This is a genomic window from Corallococcus macrosporus, assembly GCF_017302985.1.
Taxonomy (GTDB): domain Bacteria; phylum Myxococcota; class Myxococcia; order Myxococcales; family Myxococcaceae; genus Corallococcus; species Corallococcus macrosporus_A.
The window spans coordinates 710,284-728,853 of record NZ_JAFIMU010000017.1; the positions used below are offsets into that span (position 1 = coordinate 710,284).

An 18,570-nucleotide genomic window follows, 5' to 3' on the forward strand; every position below is an offset into this window, starting at 1 on the left:
CGGGAGTGTCCCCTTGAAGCCCTCCGCCGCGCTCCCTGTTTCCCTCCTGCGTGGGCTTGGACTCGCGCAGAAGTTCGTGCTCGTCACGGCGGTCATCAGCGCCTCCGTGGCCCTCATCCTCACGCTCATCGCCACGCGCCAACTGGCGTCCAACCTGGAGGAGCGCCACGCCAGCGAGGGCGAGTCCGTGGCGCTGAGCCTGGCCATCGCGGCGGAGCAGGGCGTGTCCGCGGGCATGGGGTCGCTCCAGCCGCTGCTGGAGACGTTCCGTGAGCGCGAGGACCTGGCCTACATCTTCATCCAGGACCCGACGGGCTTCGTGCTGGTGCACTCCTTCCAGGGCCCGTTCCCGGAGCCCCTGAAGGCCGCGCTCGACGCGCAGCCCGCCGTGGGCACGGGCCGCACCCGCGTGGTGCCGGAGGTCCGGCTGTCGCGCGGCGGCAAGACGCTGCGCGCGCTGGATGTCGCGGCGGCCGTGGCGGAGAAGGGGCGGCTGGGCACCGTGCACGTGGGCATGGCGCGCGAGTTCATCGACGCGAAGGTGGACGCGCTGCGCTGGCGGATGCTGGGGTTCGCGCTGCTGCTGGTGGTGGGCGGCGTGGTGCTGGCGGCGCTGTTCGGCCGGAGCATCGTGCGGCCCCTGGCGGAGCTCACGTCCGTGGCGGGCCACATCGTGGCGTCCGGCGACCTCACCCGCCCCATCAAGACGCGCGGCAACGACGAGGTGGGGCGGCTGTCCAACTCCTTCTCGCAGATGGTGGGCAAGCTGCGCGAGGTGACGCTCAACCTGCAGCACGCCGCCACCGCGCTCACCCAGTCCACGGACCACCTCAACGCGTCCTCCACCGAGCAGGCGCAGACCATCTCCCGCCAGGCCGCCGCGCTGCAGGAGACGCAGGTGACGGCGCAGGAGATCAAGCAGACCTCCACGCTGGCCGCGCAGAAGGCGGAGAGCGTGCTCAGCGTCGCCGAGCGCGCGGACACCCTGGCCAAGGCGGGCGAGGCCTCCATCGAGCAGACGATGGCGGGCCTCAACGACATCCGCGCGCAGGTGGGGGAGATCGCGGACAAGATCCTGGAGCTGGGCGAGCGCACGCGTCAGATTGGCGGCATCACCCAGACGGTGAAGGACCTGGCGGACCAGTCCAACATGCTCGCGCTCAACGCGGCCATCGAAGCGGTGCGCTCCGGTGAGCACGGCAAGGGCTTCAGCGTGGTGGCGCGCGAAATCCGGGCGCTGGCGGACCAGTCCATCCAGGCCACGACGCGGGTGCGGGAGCTCTTGGACGACATCGCCAACTCCGTCACCGCCGCGGTGCGCATCACCGAGCGCGGCGCGGAGCGGATGGAGGCGGGCCTGGCTCAGGTGCGCAACAGCGGGCAGAACCTGCGCGAGCTGTCCTCCATCGTCCAGGACAACGCCGCCGCCGTGCGGCAGATCGCCGCCGCGGTGAACCAGCAGAACGTGGGCATCAATCAGATCACCCTGGCGGTGAATGACCTGTCCAAGATGATGGACGACACCGTGGCCCGCATCGGCTCCACCGGCGAGGCGGCCACCACGCTCCAAATCATCTCCGAGCAGCTCTCCAGCGCCGTGGGCGCCTACAAGGTCGAGATCACGCTGAAGTAGGAAACACGAAGGCCCCGAGTCCCCATGAAGGGGGCCCGGGGCCTCGGGTGCTTCAAGCCGGTGCCGTACTGCGGTGCGCTTACGCCGGCACGGCCTCGGTGGACTCGGCCTGGAGCTTCACCGCGTCGTCCACGACGTCGAAGCGGGCCACGCCTCCGCTCTTGAGGGAGCCGAACAGCAGCGCCTCCGCGAGCGGCTTCTTGAGCGTGTTGTCCACGAGCCGGGCCATGGGGCGCGCGCCGAAGGCCGGGTCGTAGCCGTGCTCGGCCAGCCACGCGCGGGCGGCGGGCGTGAGCTCCAGCTTGACCTTCTTCTCGTCGAGCACCTTCTGGAGCAGGCGCACTTCCTTGTCCACGACCTTGAGGATGACCTCGGGGGGCAGGCCGGAGAACAGAATCCACCCGTCCAGCCGGTTGCGGAACTCCGGCGTGAAGGTGCGCTCGATGGCCTTCTTCGCCCGCGAGCCGTCCACCACCACGCTGGTATCCCCGAAGCCCATGGCCTTGGTGCTCATCTCCTGCGCACCCGCGTTGGTGGTCAGGATGAGGATGATGTTGCGGAAGTCCGCCTTGCGGCCGTTGTTGTCCGTGAGCGTCGCGTGGTCCATCACCTGGAGCAGGATGTTGAAGAGGTCCGGGTGGGCCTTCTCGATCTCATCCAGCACCAGCACCGCGTACGGGTGCTTGCGCACGGCGTCCGTCAGCAGGCCGCCCTGGTCGAAGCCCACGTAGCCCGGAGGCGCGCCGATGAGCCGGCTCACCGTGTGCTTCTCCGAGTACTCGCTCATGTCGAAGCGCAGGAACTCCACGCCCAGGCTGTGCGCCAGCTGCTTCGCCAGCTCCGTCTTGCCCACGCCCGTGGGGCCGGAGAAGAGGAAGCTGCCAATGGGCTTCTCCGGCGCGCGCAGGCCGGAGCGCGACAGCTTGATGGCGCCCACCATCTCTTCAATGGCCTTGTCCTGCCCGTAGATGACGCCCTTGAGCTCCTTGTCCAGGTTCTGAATCTGGACGCCCTCGCTCGCGGACACGCTCTTGGCCGGAATCTTCGCCATCTTGGAGACGACCTGCTCCACGTCGTGCGCGGAGACGACGCCCGTGCGCACGCCCTCCGGCTTGAGCCGCTCCGCGGCGCCGGCCTCGTCGATGACGTCGATGGCCTTGTCCGGCAGGAACCGGTCGTTGATGTGCTTGGCCGCCAGCTCCGCCGCCGCCTGGAGCGCACCCTCGCCGTACTTCACGTGGTGGTGCTCCTCGTAGCGGCTGCGCAGGCCCTCCAGCACCTTGACGGTGTCCTCCACGCTGGGCTCGTCCACTTCAATCTTCTGGAAGCGGCGGGACAGCGCGCGGTCGCGCTCGAAGGACGCCTTGAACTCCTGGAACGTCGTGGAGCCGATGCAGCGCAGCCGCCCGGAAGCCAGCGCGGGCTTGAGCAGGTTGGACGCGTCCATGGACCCGCCGCTCGTGGCCCCGGCACCGACGATGGTGTGGATTTCATCGATGAAGAGGATGGCGTCCGGCAGCTCCTGGAGCGCCTTGAGCACGCCCTTGAGGCGCTCCTCGAACTGGCCGCGGAACTTGGTGCCCGCGAGCAGCGCGCCCATGTCCAGCGAGTAGACGACCGCGTTCTTCAGCGCCTCGGGCACGCGGCCCTCGGTGATGTGGAGCGCGAGCCCTTCCGCGATGGCCGTCTTGCCCACGCCGGCCTCACCCACGTAGAGCGGGTTGTTCTTGCGGCGGCGGCAGAGCACCTGGATGGTGCGCTCCAGCTCCTTGTCGCGGCCGATGAGCGGGTCGATGCGGCCCGCCTTCGCCTCCACGTTGAGCTGCACGGCGTACGCTTCCAGCGGGCTCTTCTTCTGGGACTCGCCGTCCTCGTCGTCCCCGGCGGGCGTGGGGCGCGACTCGCCCTCCGACTCGCCGTCCTTGGCTACGCCGTGGGAGATGAAGTTGAGCAGGTCCAGGCGGGTGACGCCCTCCTGCTGCAACAGGTAGAGCGCGTGGCTCTCCTCCTCGCGGAACATGGCGACCAGCACGTCCCCGCCGTCGATGTACTTCTGCTCCGCGGACAGCGCGTGCATGGCGGCGCGGTGGAGCACGCGCTCCACGCCGATGGTCTGCTGGGGCTCGGCGTCCACGTCGTCAGGCAGCCGCTCGACCGTCTCCTCCAGGAAGGAGGTCAGGTTCTCCTGCAGGCGCTTGACGTTCGCGCCGCAGCCCTTGAGCACCTCGCGGGTGCGCGACTCACGGGTGAGGGCCAGGAGCAGGTGCTCCAGGGTCAGGTACTCGTGACGCATCTTCCGCGCCTCGTCGAGCGCGGTGCGGAAGCTGGCCTGCAATTCTTTGGCAATCGATGGTCCTGCCACGGTTCAGCCTTCCTCGGGTTCCATGGACAGCCGCAGGGGGAACCCGTTGTCCCTCGCCGCGGCCTCCACTGTCTTGAGCTTCGTCTCGGCGACGTCGTAGGTATAAACGCCCGCCACACCGATGCCGTTGTAATGAACGTGCATCATGATCTGCACGGCATCCGTCTCCGACTTGTGGAAGATCTCCTTGAGCACGGCCACGACGAACTCACGCGTGGTGTAGTTGTCGTTGTGCAGGAGGACCTTGTAGAGCGTCGGCCTCTTCAGCTTCTGCTTGGGGACGGCCTCCGTGACGACCTGGCCGTCATCGTGTTGGTGCTTCTGAGCCATGGGCTTGCGGACTCCCTTGCCTTCGCTTCGCGAACCTTTGGCGGGCCTGCGTGAAACGCTTCAGACCCGCTCCTTGAAACCCGTCTCCGCCCACCACAGCGGCAGGCCGCTTTCGACGGCTGCCCGCTCGTGCGCCAGGAAGCCGCGCACCGCCCGGTCCAGGCCGGGGTGGAGGAACAGATGCGCACTGTACGTGAGGTGCGGCTCGAAACCCCGGGTGAGCTTGTGCTCGCCGCCCGCGCCGGGCTCGAAGCGCTGAAGGCCCCGGGCGATGCAGTCCTCCACCGGGTGGTAGAGGCACACGTTGAAGTGCAGGAACGGATGTTCCTCCAGCGCTCCCCAATAACGCCCGTACAGCGTGCTCGGCCCGGTGAAGTTGAACGCGCCCGCCACCCTGCGGCCTTCCCGGCGGGCCTCCACGAACTCACACCGGTGGCGGAAGCCAGCGAGCAGGCGGGCGAAGAAGTCCTCGGTCAGCGAGCGAACGCCCCACGGGTAGCGGTCCACCGTGGAGACGTAGAGCTGGTGGGCGCAGGCCGCGTCCACCTCCGCCAGCGCGTCACCGCGAAGCGTGCGCACGCTGATGCCCTGGGCCTCCATGGCGCGCCGCTCGTGCTGAAGCTGGTGCCGCCGCTTGGAGCGGAAGCGGCCGAGGAAGTCCTCGAACGTCCGGTAGCCCGCATTGCGCCAGAGGTACTGCACGCCCAGCCGCAGCGCGTAGCCCTGCGCCTCCAGCACCGGCAGCTCCTCCGGGGTGGGGAAGAGGACATGGACGCTGGAGAGCCCTTCCGCGCGCGCGTACTCCAGCGCGGCGTTGTACAGCTCGGCCTCGCGGGTGGGGGCGTGCTCGCCGGGGGCCACCAGCACGCGGCGGCCGGTGGCGGGGGTGAAGGGCACGCCCAGGACGAGCTTGGGGTAGTAGCGCAGGCCCGCGCGCTCGGCGAGGGTGGCCCAGGCGGCGTCGAAGACGAACTCGCCGTGGCTGTCGTCCTTGAGGTACGCGGGCGCGGCGGCGATGAGGCGCGAGCCCCGCCACAGCGTGAGGTGGCGCGGGTGCCAGCCGCGCTCGGGCACCACGCTGCCGCTCTCCTCCAGCGCGGCGAGGAAGCCCCACTCCAGGAAGGGCACCGACCCCGGGTCCACGAGCGCGTCCCAGGCCGGCGCGGGAACGTCGGTGATGGACTGAAGCAGGCGCAGCGTGGTGGGGAGCGGGGCGGACATGGACGTGGCGAGCGCCAGCCTATAACGGCGGGTGGCGGCTGCCGCCACGGCCACCAGGGCGCCGCCTACTTCCCGCGCGTGAGCTCCTGGGCGAGGAAGCCCGCGACCTCCGTCAGCCCCGCGGCGGCGCGCTTGCGGCCCTCGTCGGACTCCATGACGCGGCGGGCGGCGTCGCTGGCGGTGCCCACCTCCAGGTCCACCAGGATGAGGAACGCGCTCCAGCCGGGCGTCACGTTGGCGACCTTGCCCGGCCGCTGAGGCCGGTCGCTCAGGGTGGCGGCCACCTTCTCCAGGAGGCCCTCTTCCTTGAGACGTTTCGTGCTCCCGAGCATCTGCGTCCACGTGGCCTCCAGCAGGGAGGTCAGGAGGCGCCCGGAGAGGGCGGAGGACAGGCGCTGGGCGGCCTCCTCGGAGTCGATGCGGTGGGCATCCGCGTAGGTGGGGCCCAGCTTGGCCACCACCACGGCCTTGGTGGCGAGGTGGGCGAGACGTGGCGGGAAGGGCATAGGGGCCTGTCTTACATCGGTGACGGGCCTTTGCTCCATCCGGAGTGAATGAACGGCGCGGGGCGTTTGCCTGACAGCCGGACAGGTTGCTATGGGGCCCGGCGCCCTTTAGAGGAAGCGGACTTTCGTAGGGAGAACACATGTCAGTGAACATCCAGCTCGAGTGGACCCCCAACCCCAGCACGTTGAAGTACGTGGTGGACCGCAAGCTGCTGGGCGGTGGCGCGGTGAACTTCACCAACCGGGACGAGGCGCAGGCCAAGTCGCCCCTGGCGCTCCGGCTCATGGACATCCAGGGCGTGACGGCGGTGATGCTGGGCACGAACTTCGTCACCGTGACGAAGGGCGAGTCCGGCGAGTGGGACGAGCTCAACGACTCCGTGATGTCCACCCTGGACACGCACCTGTCGGAAGGCCTGCCGGTGGTGGACGAGGCGGCGGTCGCGGCGGCGCGTCAGGCGACGAGCGCGGACGGCACGGTGGAGCAGCGCATCCAGTTCATCCTGGACGAGGAGATCCGCCCGGCCGTGGCGCAGGACGGCGGCGACATCACGCTGGACCGCTTCGAGGACGGCATCGTGTACCTGCACATGAAGGGTTCGTGCGCGGGCTGCCCGTCGTCCACGGCGACGCTGAAGATGGGCATCGAGGGCCGGCTCCGGGAGATGATCCCGGAGGTCACCGAAGTGGTGTCCGTCTGAGGCGGAACGTCAAGGCGCCGCAGGTCCGCAAGGAGCTCTTGCCGGACCAGTCCCAGGCCCTCCTGCGTGAGCTGCACCTGCTCACGCGCGAGGGACACCTCAACGCGGACGCGCTGCGCAAGCTCAAGCAGGTGAACCACCTGGTGGGCCTGCTGCGCCCCGCGATGGAGGACGTGCAGACGCGCCACGCGAACCCCGTGGTGGTGGACGCCGGCAGCGGCAACGCGTACCTGGGCTTCGTCGTCTACGAGCTGTTCCTCAAGGACGCCGCGGGCGGGGAGCTGTTGTCCATCGAAGGGCGGCCGGACCTGACGGAGCGCGCGAAGGGCCGCGCCGAGCGGCTGCACTTCGACCGGATGCGCTTCCAGACGGCGCACATCGACGCGGCCCAGTACCCGGAGCGCATCCACGTGCTGATGGCGCTGCACGCGTGCGACACGGCCACGGACGACGCGCTGGTGGCGGCCATCCAGCACGGCGCGGACCACGTGGCGGTGGTGCCGTGCTGCCAGGCGGAGGTGGCCGCGCAGCTGAAGGAGAAGAAGCCGAAGACGGGCGGCTCCATGCCGCTGCTCTTCCAGCACCCCATGCACCGGCGCGAGTTCGGCTCGCACCTCACGAACGTCATCCGCGCGCTGACGCTGGAGGCGTTCGGCTACCAGGTGACGGTGACGGAGCTGACCGGGTGGGAACACTCGTTGAAGAACGAGCTCATCCTCGGGCGGCGGGTGCACCGGGACAACCGGCGCGCGCGGCTCCAGCTCCAGGCGCTGCTGGCGGAGACGGGCGTGCAGCCCCGGCTGACGCGGCTGTTGGGCATCACGCCCGCGGGCGCCGGCGCGGAGCCCACGGCGGACACGGAGCCTTCGTCGGACGCGACGGCTGAGGCGGACGCATCGCCCGCGTCACCTCCGGAATCCTGAGCGCAAGCGGACCGCCCCTGGACCGGAGGGACGGGCAGGCAACCTCACGGGTGGGGGACGCGCGTCCCCCATCCCGGGGAGGCCGTGCCCGGCCGTGCGAGGCGGCCGGGCAGGCGTTACATGACCGGGCAACCGTGGGCTGCGCACGGGACGACACTCCAGGTGGCTGAATCCCTTGAGGGCGGGCCCCGGCGCGTGTCGGAGGACGTGGGAACGTCAGGGGGGCCGGTCAGGATGGCGTCGATGCCGGAGGTCGGGCCCGCCGGGGGAACCCAGGGCGGCGTTCGCGGTGTCTGAATGCCGGGGTACGCAGTGTCGTCCCGGAGTGGGGCCGGCGGTGGCCGTCAGGGCACCGGATGTGCGCGGGGTGAGCCGTGAAGTCCCTCCGCCACGACGCGGGGGGGAGGGTCGATGGGAAGGGGCATGGCCTTGGAGCTGGATGACTGGGGCGGCAGCGGGCCGCTCTTGCACTTCGCCTGCGCGAACGGCTTCCCTCCGGAGACGTACCGGAAGCTCTTCACGCGGCTCGCCACGCGCTACCACGTGGTGTCCCTGCGCACGCGGCCGCTGATGCCGGGCCAGGACCCGAAGGCGCTCACCACCTGGAAGGAGCTGGGCGAGGACCTGGCGCGCGAGCTGAAGGCGCGTGGGCGCTCCGGCGTGCTGGGCGTGGGGCACAGCGTGGGCGGCACCAGCACGCTGATGGCGTCCGCCGCGAACCCGGGGCTGTTCCGCGCGGTGGTGGCGTTGGACCCCGTGCTCGTCACCGGCCCCCGGCTGTGGGCGCTGCGCCTGATGAAGCTGCTGGGCCGCATGGACCGCACCGCCATCGTGCGGGGCGCGCTGCGGCGGCGGGACCGGTGGACGACGCGCGAGGAGGCCGCCACCGCGTACCGTCAGCGCACGCTGTTCAAGGACTGGGACGCGGACTGCTTCAGCGACTACATCACCCACGGCCTGGTGCCCACGGACGAGGGCGACTTCCGGCTGCGCTTTCCGCGCGAGTGGGAGGCCCGCATCTTCGAGACGTTCCCCGCGGACCCGTGGACGCTCATCCGCGCGAACGCGGCGCCCACGCTGGTGCTGCGCGGCGAGCGCTCCGACACGCTCCTTCCCGACGCGCTGGCGCGGGCGGAGAGCGAGATGCAGCGCACGCGGGTGGACACGCTCCCGCTCGCCTCGCACCTGTTCCCCATGGAGCGGCCGCGCGACACGGCGGACCGCGTGATGACGTTCCTGGAACAGCTGCCGCCCGTGGACACCGCCGCGCCCGAGCCCTGAGGCCGGTCAGCCGTACGCCTCGCGCTTGATGCGCTTGTCCGGAATCTCCAGCGCGTGCAGGTGGCCGAGCACCGCCTCCATGAAGCGCGGCGTGGCGGGCGTGCGCGTCTCCAGCGCCTTGCGCCGGTCCCACGGGGTGATGGCGGGTCCGCACACGTACACCAGGCAGGTGTCGCGGTCCGGAAGCAGCTCGTGCAGGAGCGCCTCCGCGACGCGGCCCTTGCGCACCCCGGGGCCGTACTTCGTCTCGTCCGTCTCGCGCGTGAGCGTGTGCACCACCCGCACGCGGTCCGGCGCGGCGCGCTCCAGCGCGGCCAGCTCCTCGCGGTAGAGGATGTCGCCCCAGGTCTTGTTGGACGCGAGGAACGTGTGCCGCAGCTTCAGCCCCCGGTGCAGCGCGTCCTTCACGATGGCGAAGTTGGGCACCGCGCCGGAGCCCGCCACCACGTGCAGCACGTGGTCCGTGCGCTCCGTCACGTCGTCCGGCAGCACGTAGGGCCCCATGAAGCCCGTCACCTTCAGCTTCGCCCCCACCAGCCGGCCGTGCACCAGCAGCGGCGACAGCAGCGGCGCGTAGCGCGTGACGCCCGGGATGAACTCCTCGTCCTTCACGGTGATGGCCACGTGCCGCTCATGCGGCGCGGACGCGAGCGAGTACGAGCGCGGCGGCTCCTTGCGCCCCTTCTGCTCCTGCAGGTACGCGCACTGGTGCGCGAGCGCCCGGAACTGGTGCGGGTCGATGTTGAGGAACTGGCCTGCCTTGTAGTCGAGCGGCCCAGCCCCCGCATCCAGCTCCAGCAGCAGCGTCGCCGTGTCGTGCGTCTCCATCCGCAGCTCGGTGACGGTGGCCTCGTACTCGACGGGCCGCTTCGCTCGGGAGGGCGTGGCTTCAGCGCTCATGGGCCTCCCATAACACGCGGGGTGCGGGGCCGCGTGGACGGGGGTGCCGCCTCCCGCTCCTCGTGCTTGGCCTGAAGGGCAGGCGCATCGTTGGCTGGATGACGGAAGGGCAGGCGGGCAGACCGGCGCTCCAGGAGGACCGCTGACCCACCCCACCGGGCAGGACTACATCTTCAGGGAGGACGTCCAGCCATCCGGAAAGGACGTGGTCCGGCCCGTGCTCCGAGTTCTCTTCGCCCTGATGTCACTGCTGCCCTACGGGCTCCGCCGCCACGTCGTGCGCGGGCTGATGCATGGCGTGTGGGGACGGCTGTCCCACGCGAGGGTGTACGGCCTCAAGGACCTGCCGGCCGGCCCCTGCCTCTTCATCTGCAACCACCTGTCCAACGCGGATGGCTTCACGCTCTACCGGGCGCTGCGTCCCCGGAACGTCGTCTTCCTTGCCGGCGTGAAGCTGCACGGCACCGTGATGACGCGGCTGGCGGCGGAGACGATGGACACCATCGACATCACGCCCAACTCGCCGGACATCGAAGCGCTGCGCCGCTGCGTGGAGCTGCTCAAGGGCGGCCAGTCCGTCCTCATCTTCCCCGAAGGGGGCCGCAGCCGCTCCGCCGGCCTGCTCCAGGCGAAGAAGGGCGTGGGCCTCATCGCCAAGCGGGCGGGGGTGCCCATCGTCCCGGTGGCACTGACGGGCACGGAGAAGCTCATGCCCATCAACGACTCGGACATGGGCGGCGAGCGGCTCTTCCACGCGGACGTCACCGTGACCTTCGGGCCCGCCTTCCGCATGGAGGACCTGGAGCCGGAGGTGGCGGGCTCCTCCGATGCCCGTCAGGCGCTGGTGGACGCGATGATGCGCCGGGTGGCCGCGCTGCTGCCGCCGGCCTACCAGGGGGTCTACGCGGGAGGCACGGATCCGGTGGCGCCCACCGCGCCGCCCTCCGCGGTGCCGCCCTCCGCCTGAGCGTCCCTGGGGGCCCCGCAATGAGAACGGCCGCGCGGGCGGGTGCCCACGCGGCCGTCCTGTTTCAAGCCGTCTCCGGCTACTGGAGGAACGCCTTCTTCACTTCCGTGAGGAGCGGGTTGGCGCCCGTCGCGGGGTCGGTGCAGCCCTGGTTGATGGTCCAGATGATGGTGCCGCCGTAGCCGTTCGCCTTCGCGTACTGGCCCTTGGCCTGGATGGCCTCCGGACCGTCGTAGGTGATCCAGCGCACGGTGCCGTCCTCCACCGGCGTGCTGAAGGTGACGTAGTTGGCCTGCGCGGCCGTGTCCCACTTGAGCGTGCCCGTCTTGGAGAGCGCGAGGATCTTCTTGTACGTGAAGGAGTTGTCCCCGCCCACGTAGTCAGACCAGTTGGTGAAGGGCTGGCGCGGGCCGGTGATGTTGCGCCACGCGAGGCCGTAGAACGGGATGCCCATGCCCAGCTTCTCCTTCGGGATGCCCGCGTTCACCCAGGCCTTGAGGCTGGACTCCACGGACGTCGGGTGGGTGCCGGACTCGCCCTTGAGCGCGGACGTGAACCACGAATCCCAGCCGTCCCAGACGCCAATCATCTCGTAGGACATGATGTTCACCTGGTCCAGGGACTGGGCCAGCTGCGGGTACCACTTGAGCTCCGCGTCCGTGCTGAAGTTGTTGTTCACCCAGCCGATGGGGAACGTCAGCAGCATGTTGGGCCGCAGCTGACGCAGCCGCTGCACCAGCGCCAGCAGGTTCGGCTTGTCCACCTCCTCCACCGGCTCCCAGTCGATGTCGAGCCCGTCGTAGCCGTGGTCGTCCATCACCTTGAGCAGGTTCTGGACGAACTTCTCCCGGTTCGCGGAGGTGGCCGCGCCCACCCAGCCGGCGTGCTCGCCCGCGCCGCCCACCATGATGATGGCCTTGCGCCCCGCCGCGTGCGCGCGCGTGGACAGCGTCTTCGCCATGGCGGAGCCGTTCGAGTTGTCGAAGACGGCGTTCACCGTGCCGTCCGCCTTCGGCGTCACGCGGCCCACGATGATGTGCGTCATCGCGCTGAAGTCCACCTTCTCCGGCGGGTACTCATCCGCGTTCCAGCCCGTGTAGTAGCCGGACACCCACTTGTTCGTACTGCCCACCGGGCCCGTCACCACGACGTCCGCGGTGGCCTTCTTCGTCGTGTCCGCGCTGCTGGTGGCGACGACGTGGTACGTGCCCGCCGTCTGCGGCGCGGTGTACGTGCCGCTGGAGCTCACGGTGCCGCCCGTGGAGCCTTCCAGGACGCTCCAGGTGACGGCCGTGTTGCTGCTGCCCGTCACCAGCGCGGTGAAGGTCTGCACACCGCCGCGCGACAGCGTCACGGTGGTGGGCGTGACGCTGACGCTCACGCCGGTGGTGGAGGTCCGCTTGCCGGAGACGGCCGTGGACTTCGCGCTCTCACCGGCCGCGTTCAGCGCGGTGACGGCGTACCAGTACGTCGTGCCCACCGCGGCGCTGGTGTCCTTGTAGGACGCGGCGGTGAGCGCGGAGGAGGTCAGCCGCGTGTACGTGCCCGTCTGCGTCGTGGCGCGGTAGACGTGGTAGCCCGTGGCGCCCGTCACCGTGCCCCAGGTGAGGGCGACGTCCGTCGTGGAGCCCGTGGCCTTCAGGGCCGTGGGCGCGGAAGGGGCGGTGGTGCTCGCCGCCAGGCGCACGTTGTCGAAGTACATCACGGGCAGCGTGCGGCCCGCGTTCTCCATCACCACCAGCCCGTCCAGGGTGGTGTTCGCCGCGCCCAGCGTGGACAGGGGCATGCGGCACAGCGTCCACGCATTGGCCTTCAGCGTGCCGCCGGCGCAGGTGGGGTTGAGCGCCACGGGAGGCTTGGCCACGCCGCCCACGCTCGCGTAGAGCGCGATGGCGGGGTTGGCCGTCGCGCCCGGGTTCACCTGCAGCTCCACGAAGCCGTACCCGGTGGTGGGCACGCCCGCGTGGTGGAAGTACAGGCCCTTCCAGGGGCCGAACGTCGCGGAGACGGAACGCGTGCCCGCGTACACGGGGTTCGTCACGCTGAGGCTGTGCGTCGCCCAGGACCAGTCCTGCCAGCCCGAGCCGAGCGCATCGTCAAACATCGTGGTCGCGCTCGCGAGCGCGTCCCCGGTCGTCAACAGTGAGTCCTCGTCGCCCGCGGTGGAGGTGAAGTCCGGCGCACCACCACAGCCGGTGTGCATCGCGCCCAACGCCACGAGGAACCCAATGAGCTGCCTTCTCAAAGTTCGCTCCTACGGCCAGGTGAAAAAGGCGGGGCCGGGGGTGCTGCGTTCCTCCGCTCGCGGCGCGCGGCGGGGGTCCCCCGGTCGCCCGTACGCCGCGCCTGGATTGGCGGGCGTGCAAAGGGGGACCTGGCAAATCGCAGGCAGAGAAACACCGCGATTCGTCGTCAGCGTTCAAGCCATGGGGTGGGGTATTTCGGCACGTCACGAGGACGCCAGGCCGCTGTATCAGCGGCGCGGCGGGCGTCTGGCTTCAGAGTGAAACGCGCCTGGTGGGTGCAGGGACGGGCGGCCCCTTCCCACGCCTGGAGGCGCCACGGGGGCGCCTCCAGGGGAAAGGCAGCCGTGTTGTTACACGTGCTGCTTCAATCCTTCACATGCAATGAATCAGGCCTCGTTCCGGCCGGCGGACGTCATGAAGCTCCACGCGCTCTTCTCCCCGCCCAGGTACGTCTGGAAATGGTTCTCCCCGGGGCGGTAGAGGTCCGTCTGCTTGAGCCGTTCGTGCAGCGCGGGCAGGTGGTAGTAGGGCACGGACGGGAAGAGGTGATGGGACAGGTGGTAGCTCGCGTTGAAGGGCGCGATGAAGAAGCGCTCGAACCACGTGGCGGCCGCTACGTCCCGCGTCTCGTGCGTCTCGTCCGGGGTGGCGGGGGTGAAGGGGTGCTCCACCACCGCGCGGATGCGGAACGCCATCATCATCAGCGTCAGCGACGGCAGCGACCACAGCAGCAGGTAGTAGAGCCAGCCGCCCGTGAGTGTGAGGAAGGTGATGAGCCCCACCAGCCACAGCGTGTAGCGGATGTGCTCGGCGCGGGAGACGGGCGGGCCGCCCTTTCCCATGGAGCGGCCCGTATAGGACCAGGGAACGACGATGCGCAGGTGGGACAGGGAGAAGTAGCCCACCATGTCCCCCAGCAGCACCCGCACCGCGCCCCAGCGCGTGCGCGGGAACATCCACGCGTGGTCGCGCTGCGCCGTGCGCCAGTACGGGTCCTTGTCCGTGTTGACGTAGCGGTGGTGCTCCACGTGCTCCTTGCGGTAGCCCGCCGTGGTGATGTTCGTGGGGAACGCGCACAGCAGGTCCGCCACCACGTCGTTGAGCGTCCGGTTCGTGAACAGGTGGTAGTGCGACGCCTCGTGCACCAGGCTCAAGAGCGCGTGCTGCCGCGTGGAGATGACCACCGCGGCCAGCACCCACGCCCACCACCGGTCCACCTGCACCACGAACGCCACCGCCAGCGCGATGATGAGCCATTGGCGCGTCACCGCCCAAAGGCCGCGCCCGTTGGCCACCACCGACAGCTCCCGCACCGACGCTGTCAGGGCGCGGCGGTCGAACGCGCGGGAGGTGACTGCTTCCGCGTCATCCATCGACAACGGTTCTGGAACGGCGAGCATCTGGAGACAGACCTCCTGCCGGGTGCGAGCCCTCGGGCATGCACCGCATTAGTGGTAATAATCTCATATCATAGTAAATGTGAGCTCTGGAATACCCGCCCAGCCTTCCAGTCAGGACGGACGTGGAAGGTCCAAGGGGTGGGGTGGGGGCCGGGTGTTGAGTGGTGCCCAGAAGGCGACCTTCCAGGGGGTCTGTCGCACGGGAAGCGCGGGCGCCCGGGCCTTTTGAACGGTGCTCGAGGAGTGTTGTCCGTAGACTGGACGGGTACTCCCTTTCCCGCGTCTCGCGGCGGCCCCCCAGGAAAGGCGGCGAGGTCCCTGGACCTCCCCGGTGAATGGATGCAGGCACCCTTCGACTTCCGCACGCTCTTCGAGCTGTCGCCCAATCCCTACATGCTGCTGGACCGGGAGCTGCGGTACGTGACCGCGAACTCGGCCTACCTGCGGGTGACCGCCAGCCGGCTGGAGGACCTGGTCGGACGCAACGTCTTCGACGCGTTCCCGCATGACCCGGACGACCCGGCCAATGCCAGCGTGCGGATGCTGCGCGATTCGTTCTCCCGCGTGCTGACGGAGCGGACGCTGGACACGCTGGCGCTCATTCCCTACCGGGTGCCCCGCCAGAAGGAAGGGGGCGGCGTGGTGGAGGAGGAGCGCTACTGGAGCGCCACGCACACGCCCCTCTTGGACGGGCGCGGCGAGGTGGCCTTCATCCTCCAGCACACGGTGGACGTGACGGAGCTGCAGCAGCTCAAGCAGGCCGTGCGCGACGCGGAGGCCTCGCTGGAGCAGGGCGCACCGCGGACCCAGCTGATGAGCGGGGTGCTCGCGCGCGCCCAGGCGGTGCAGGAGGTCAACCGCACGCTGGACGACGAGCGCCGGCACCTGCGGCGCCTGTTCGAGCAGGCTCCGGGCTTCATGTGTTCGTTGAAGGGGCCCGAGCACGTGTTCGAGCTGGCCAACCGCTCCTATCTCCAGCTCGTCGGCAACCGGGACCTGCTGGGCAAGCCCTGCCGGGAAGCGCTGCCGGAGGTGGCGGGACAGGGGTTCATCGACCTGCTGGACCGGGTGTTCAAGACCGGTGAGCCCTTCGTCGGGCACAACGTGGCCCTGCGGCTCCAGCGTGAGCCCGGGACGCCGATGGTGGATGTCTTCGTGGACTTCGTCTACCAGCCCATCGTGGAGGCGGACGGGAGCGTCTCCGGCATCTTCGTCCAGGGCCACGACATGACGGCGCAGAAGCTGGCGGAGGACGAGCTGGCGCGCCACCGCGACCACCTGGAGGAACTGGTCCGCGAGCGCACGCGGGCGCTGGAGGAGAGCGAGGCGGAGCGCCGCCAGGCGGAGGCCGCGCTGCTCCAGGCGCAGAAGATGGAGGCGGTGGGCAAGCTCACCGGCGGCGTGGCGCATGACTTCAACAACCTGCTCCAGGTGGTGAGCGGCAACCTCCAGCTGCTCCAGCGCGACGCGGTGGGGGACACGCGCACGCTGCGGCGCCTGGAGACGGCGCTGGGCGCGGTGGATCGCGGGGCGCGGCTGGCCTCGCAGCTGCTCGCGTTCGCGCGCCGTCAGCCGCTGGCGCCCACGGCGCTCAACCTGGGCCGGCTGGTGCGCGACATGGACGACCTCTTGCGCCGCGCGCTGGGCGAGGACGTGGAGGTGGAGACGGTCATCGCGGGCGGGCTGTGGAACACGTCCGTGGACCGCAACCAGCTGGAGAACGTCATCCTCAACCTGGCCATCAACGCGCGCGACGCCATGGACGGCCGGGGCAGGCTGACCATCGAGGCGGGTAACGCGATGCTGGATGACCACTACGCGATGCTGCACCCGGAGGTATCGCCGGGGCAGTACGTGCTCTTGGCCATCTCCGACACGGGCACGGGCATGACGCCGGAGGTGCTGTCGCGCGCGTTCGAGCCGTTCTTCACCACGAAGCCGGAGGGGCGCGGCACGGGCCTGGGGCTGAGCATGGTGTACGGCTTCGTGAAGCAGTCCGGCGGCCACGTGAAGATCTACAGCGAGGTGGGGCACGGCACCTCCATCAAGATCTACCTGCCGCGCACCTTCCAGACCGCGGTGCAGCCCGCGGACACCGGCACGGGGCAGGTGGAGGGCGGCACGGAGACCATCCTCGTGGTGGAGGACGACGCGGCGGTGCGGGCCACGGTGGTGGAGGTGCTCACGGAGCTGGGCTACCGCGTGCTCAAGGCGCACGACGGCCAGAGCGCGCTCGCGGTCATCCAGAGCGGCCTGCCGGTGGACCTGCTCTTCACGGACGTGGTGATGCCGGGGCCGGTGCGCAGCCCGGAGCTGGCGCGGCAGGCGAAGGCGCTGCTGCCGGATTTGGAAGTGCTCTTCACGTCCGGCTACACGGAGAACGCCATCGTGCACGGCGGCCGGCTGGACCCGGGCGTGAGCCTCTTGTCCAAGCCGTACCGGCGCGAGGACCTGGCGCGGAAGATCCGCTCCATGCTCAAGGGCCGCGAGCAGCGGCTGATGTCCAGGCAGTACCGCGAGCCCGAACCCGCGCCCGTGCCGGAGCCGGAGGGCAGGGGCGCGCTGCGCATCCTCCTGGTGGAGGACGACGCGGACATCCGCGAGTCCGCGTGCGAGCTGATGACGGACATCGGGCACTCGGTGAGCGCGGTGGCGAGCGCGGAGGCGGCGAGCGAGGCGCTGGCGAAGGAGCCCTTCGACCTGCTCTTCACGGACGTGACGCTGCCGGGCATGTCCGGCGTGGCGCTGGCGCGCGAGGTCGTGCGGCGCTACCCGGCCCTGCGCATCATCATCGCGTCCGGGGACTCGCGCGCGGTGTCGGGGGAGGACAGCAAGGTGCTGTCGCGCGTGGTGCTGCTGCCCAAGCCGTATGACCTGAACCAGATGGAGCGCGCGCTGGAGCAGGTGGCCCTGGACGCCGCCGCCCCGGTGGCGAGGACGCGGCCCGCGTGACGGACGCAAGGGCCCGGACGGGCGAAACGGTCTACGTGTCCACACTGCCCGGGATGGAGCCCGCGCTGGAGGCGGAGGCGCGCGAGCGCGGCCTGCCGTTCCGTCGCGTGGAGGGCGGCATCGAGTGCGAGGGCCCGCCCGGCCTGCACCAGACGGTGAACCTGCACCTGCGCACCGCGAGCCGCGTGCTCCTGCGCCTGGGCACCTTCACGGCGCCCACCGCGGACGACCTGGTGCGCGGGCTGGAGGCGCTGCCCCTGGCGGACATCTGGGACGGCAAGGTGCCGCTGCGGATGTCGGTGACGCTGCACCGCTCCGTGGCCCCCGGGCCGGCCGTGGTGCTGGAGTCCGCGGCCGTGGCCTGGAACCAGCGCGAGGTGGCGGCCGCGGGCTACCTGGACGACGAGGACGGGGGACCGGGGCTCACGCTGCTGGTGCGCGGCGAGGGCGAGCGCTGGACGGTGAGCGCGGACACGTCCGGAGCCCCCCTGTACCAGCGCGGCTACCGGCAGGAGGTGGGGCGCGCGCCGCTGCGCGAGACGCTGGCCGCGGGCATCCTGCGGCTCGCGGGCTACGCGGGCGACGTGCCGCTGGTGGATCCGATGTGCGGCTCGGGCACGTTCCTGGTGGAGGGCGCGTGGCTGTCCCAGCGCCGCGCGCCGGGCCTGCTGCGCACGTTCGCGTTCCAGTCCTTCCCGTCCTACGACTCGCAGGCCTGGGCACGCCGGCGCGCGGAGGCGGAGGCCGAGGGGCTGGCGGAGCCTCGCGCGCCCGTGCGCGGGTATGACCTCAACGCGGGCGCGCTGGGCACGGCGCGGCGCAACGCGAAGCGCGCGGGCGTGACGCTGGCGCTGGAGCGGCACGACCTGCGCACGCTGAAGGCGCCCGAGGGCGCTCCGGGCCTGGTGGTGGCCAACCCGCCCTACGGCAAGCGCGTGGGCGAGGTGGAGGACCTGCCGGAGCTCTACCGCGCGCTGGGCGCGACGTTGAACGGCGCGTTCCGCGAGTGGAGCAAGGCGCTCATCGTCCCCGAGGAGCCCAAGCTGGTGGCGTCGCTGGGGTTGAAGAACGCGCGCTCGCTCAACGTGAAGAACGGCGGCCTGCGCTGTCTGTTGTTGCTGGCGGGCCCGTCCTAGCGTGCGTCTCCA

At 70.4% G+C, this 18,570-nt stretch carries 14 protein-coding genes; 7 read left to right on the top strand and 7 right to left on the bottom strand.

Translation table 11 applies throughout. From position 1 onward, the window contains the following. Nucleotides 1-13: 13 nt before the first annotated feature. On the top strand, nt 14-1,633 hold the full coding sequence (locus JYK02_RS39190; protein ID WP_207058156.1) for a methyl-accepting chemotaxis protein: 1,620 nt from the start codon (nt 14-16) through the stop codon (nt 1,631-1,633). Nucleotides 1,634-1,712: 79 nt separating this feature from the next. Here JYK02_RS39190 and clpA read toward each other — a convergent pair whose 3' ends face one another. The 4 genes from clpA to JYK02_RS39210 form a co-directional block, all read right to left on the bottom strand. Continuing rightward, complete coding sequence (gene clpA / locus JYK02_RS39195; RefSeq protein WP_207058158.1) at nt 1,713-3,995, bottom strand: ATP-dependent Clp protease ATP-binding subunit ClpA; 2,283 nt, start codon at nt 3,993-3,995, stop codon at nt 1,713-1,715. Between the two features lie 3 nt (nt 3,996-3,998). Then, a complete protein-coding gene (locus JYK02_RS39200) occupies nt 3,999-4,325 on the bottom strand; it encodes an ATP-dependent Clp protease adaptor ClpS (RefSeq protein ID WP_014399347.1) in 327 nt (108 codons plus the stop codon). Between the two features lie 60 nt (nt 4,326-4,385). Then, nucleotides 4,386-5,546, bottom strand: coding sequence for a GNAT family N-acetyltransferase (locus JYK02_RS39205; protein WP_207058159.1), 1,161 nt, complete (start codon nt 5,544-5,546; stop codon nt 4,386-4,388). A gap of 65 nt (nt 5,547-5,611) precedes the next feature. Continuing rightward, nucleotides 5,612-6,052, bottom strand: coding sequence for a hypothetical protein (locus JYK02_RS39210; protein ID WP_207058161.1), 441 nt, complete (start codon nt 6,050-6,052; stop codon nt 5,612-5,614). A gap of 140 nt (nt 6,053-6,192) precedes the next feature. Here JYK02_RS39210 and JYK02_RS39215 point away from each other — a divergent pair, with 140 nt between their 5' ends. From JYK02_RS39215 to JYK02_RS39225, 3 genes are all read left to right on the top strand, one after another. After that, nucleotides 6,193-6,753 carry a NifU family protein gene (locus JYK02_RS39215; RefSeq protein WP_120525032.1) on the top strand — a complete coding sequence of 187 codons (561 nt, stop codon included), beginning with the start codon at nt 6,193-6,195 and terminating at the stop codon, nt 6,751-6,753. A gap of 164 nt (nt 6,754-6,917) precedes the next feature. Continuing rightward, entirely contained in the window at nt 6,918-7,676 is a 759-nt protein-coding gene (locus JYK02_RS39220; protein WP_242589696.1) for a class I SAM-dependent methyltransferase, read from the top strand. A gap of 423 nt (nt 7,677-8,099) precedes the next feature. After that, a complete protein-coding gene (locus tag JYK02_RS39225) occupies nt 8,100-8,957 on the top strand; it encodes an alpha/beta fold hydrolase (protein WP_242589638.1) in 858 nt (285 codons plus the stop codon). A 6-nt stretch (nt 8,958-8,963) separates the two neighbouring features. Here JYK02_RS39225 and JYK02_RS39230 read toward each other — a convergent pair whose 3' ends face one another. Beyond that, complete coding sequence (locus JYK02_RS39230; protein ID WP_207058166.1) at nt 8,964-9,857, bottom strand: oxidoreductase; 894 nt, start codon at nt 9,855-9,857, stop codon at nt 8,964-8,966. A 217-nt stretch (nt 9,858-10,074) separates the two neighbouring features. On the opposite strand from JYK02_RS39230, the gene JYK02_RS39235 reads away from it, so the two are divergent. After that, complete coding sequence (locus JYK02_RS39235; RefSeq protein ID WP_207058168.1) at nt 10,075-10,824, top strand: 1-acyl-sn-glycerol-3-phosphate acyltransferase; 750 nt, start codon at nt 10,075-10,077, stop codon at nt 10,822-10,824. A gap of 79 nt (nt 10,825-10,903) precedes the next feature. Here the strand turns inward: JYK02_RS39235 and JYK02_RS39240 are convergent, their stop codons facing one another. Then, entirely contained in the window at nt 10,904-13,069 is a 2,166-nt protein-coding gene (locus JYK02_RS39240; protein WP_207058170.1) for a glycosyl hydrolase family 18 protein, read from the bottom strand. Between the two features lie 387 nt (nt 13,070-13,456). Further along, a complete protein-coding gene (locus JYK02_RS39245) occupies nt 13,457-14,470 on the bottom strand; it encodes a fatty acid desaturase family protein (RefSeq protein ID WP_207058172.1) in 1,014 nt (337 codons plus the stop codon). A 339-nt stretch (nt 14,471-14,809) separates the two neighbouring features. Here JYK02_RS39245 and JYK02_RS39250 point away from each other — a divergent pair, with 339 nt between their 5' ends. Both JYK02_RS39250 and JYK02_RS39255 read left to right on the top strand, forming a co-directional pair. Continuing rightward, a complete protein-coding gene (locus tag JYK02_RS39250) occupies nt 14,810-17,422 on the top strand; it encodes a response regulator (RefSeq protein ID WP_207058182.1) in 2,613 nt (870 codons plus the stop codon). Further along, nucleotides 17,419-18,558 carry a THUMP domain-containing class I SAM-dependent RNA methyltransferase gene (locus JYK02_RS39255; protein WP_347402686.1) on the top strand — a complete coding sequence of 380 codons (1,140 nt, stop codon included), beginning with the start codon at nt 17,419-17,421 and terminating at the stop codon, nt 18,556-18,558. Before JYK02_RS39250 ends, JYK02_RS39255 begins: the two co-directional genes overlap by 4 nt. The last annotated feature ends 12 nt before the right edge of the window (nt 18,559-18,570 follow it).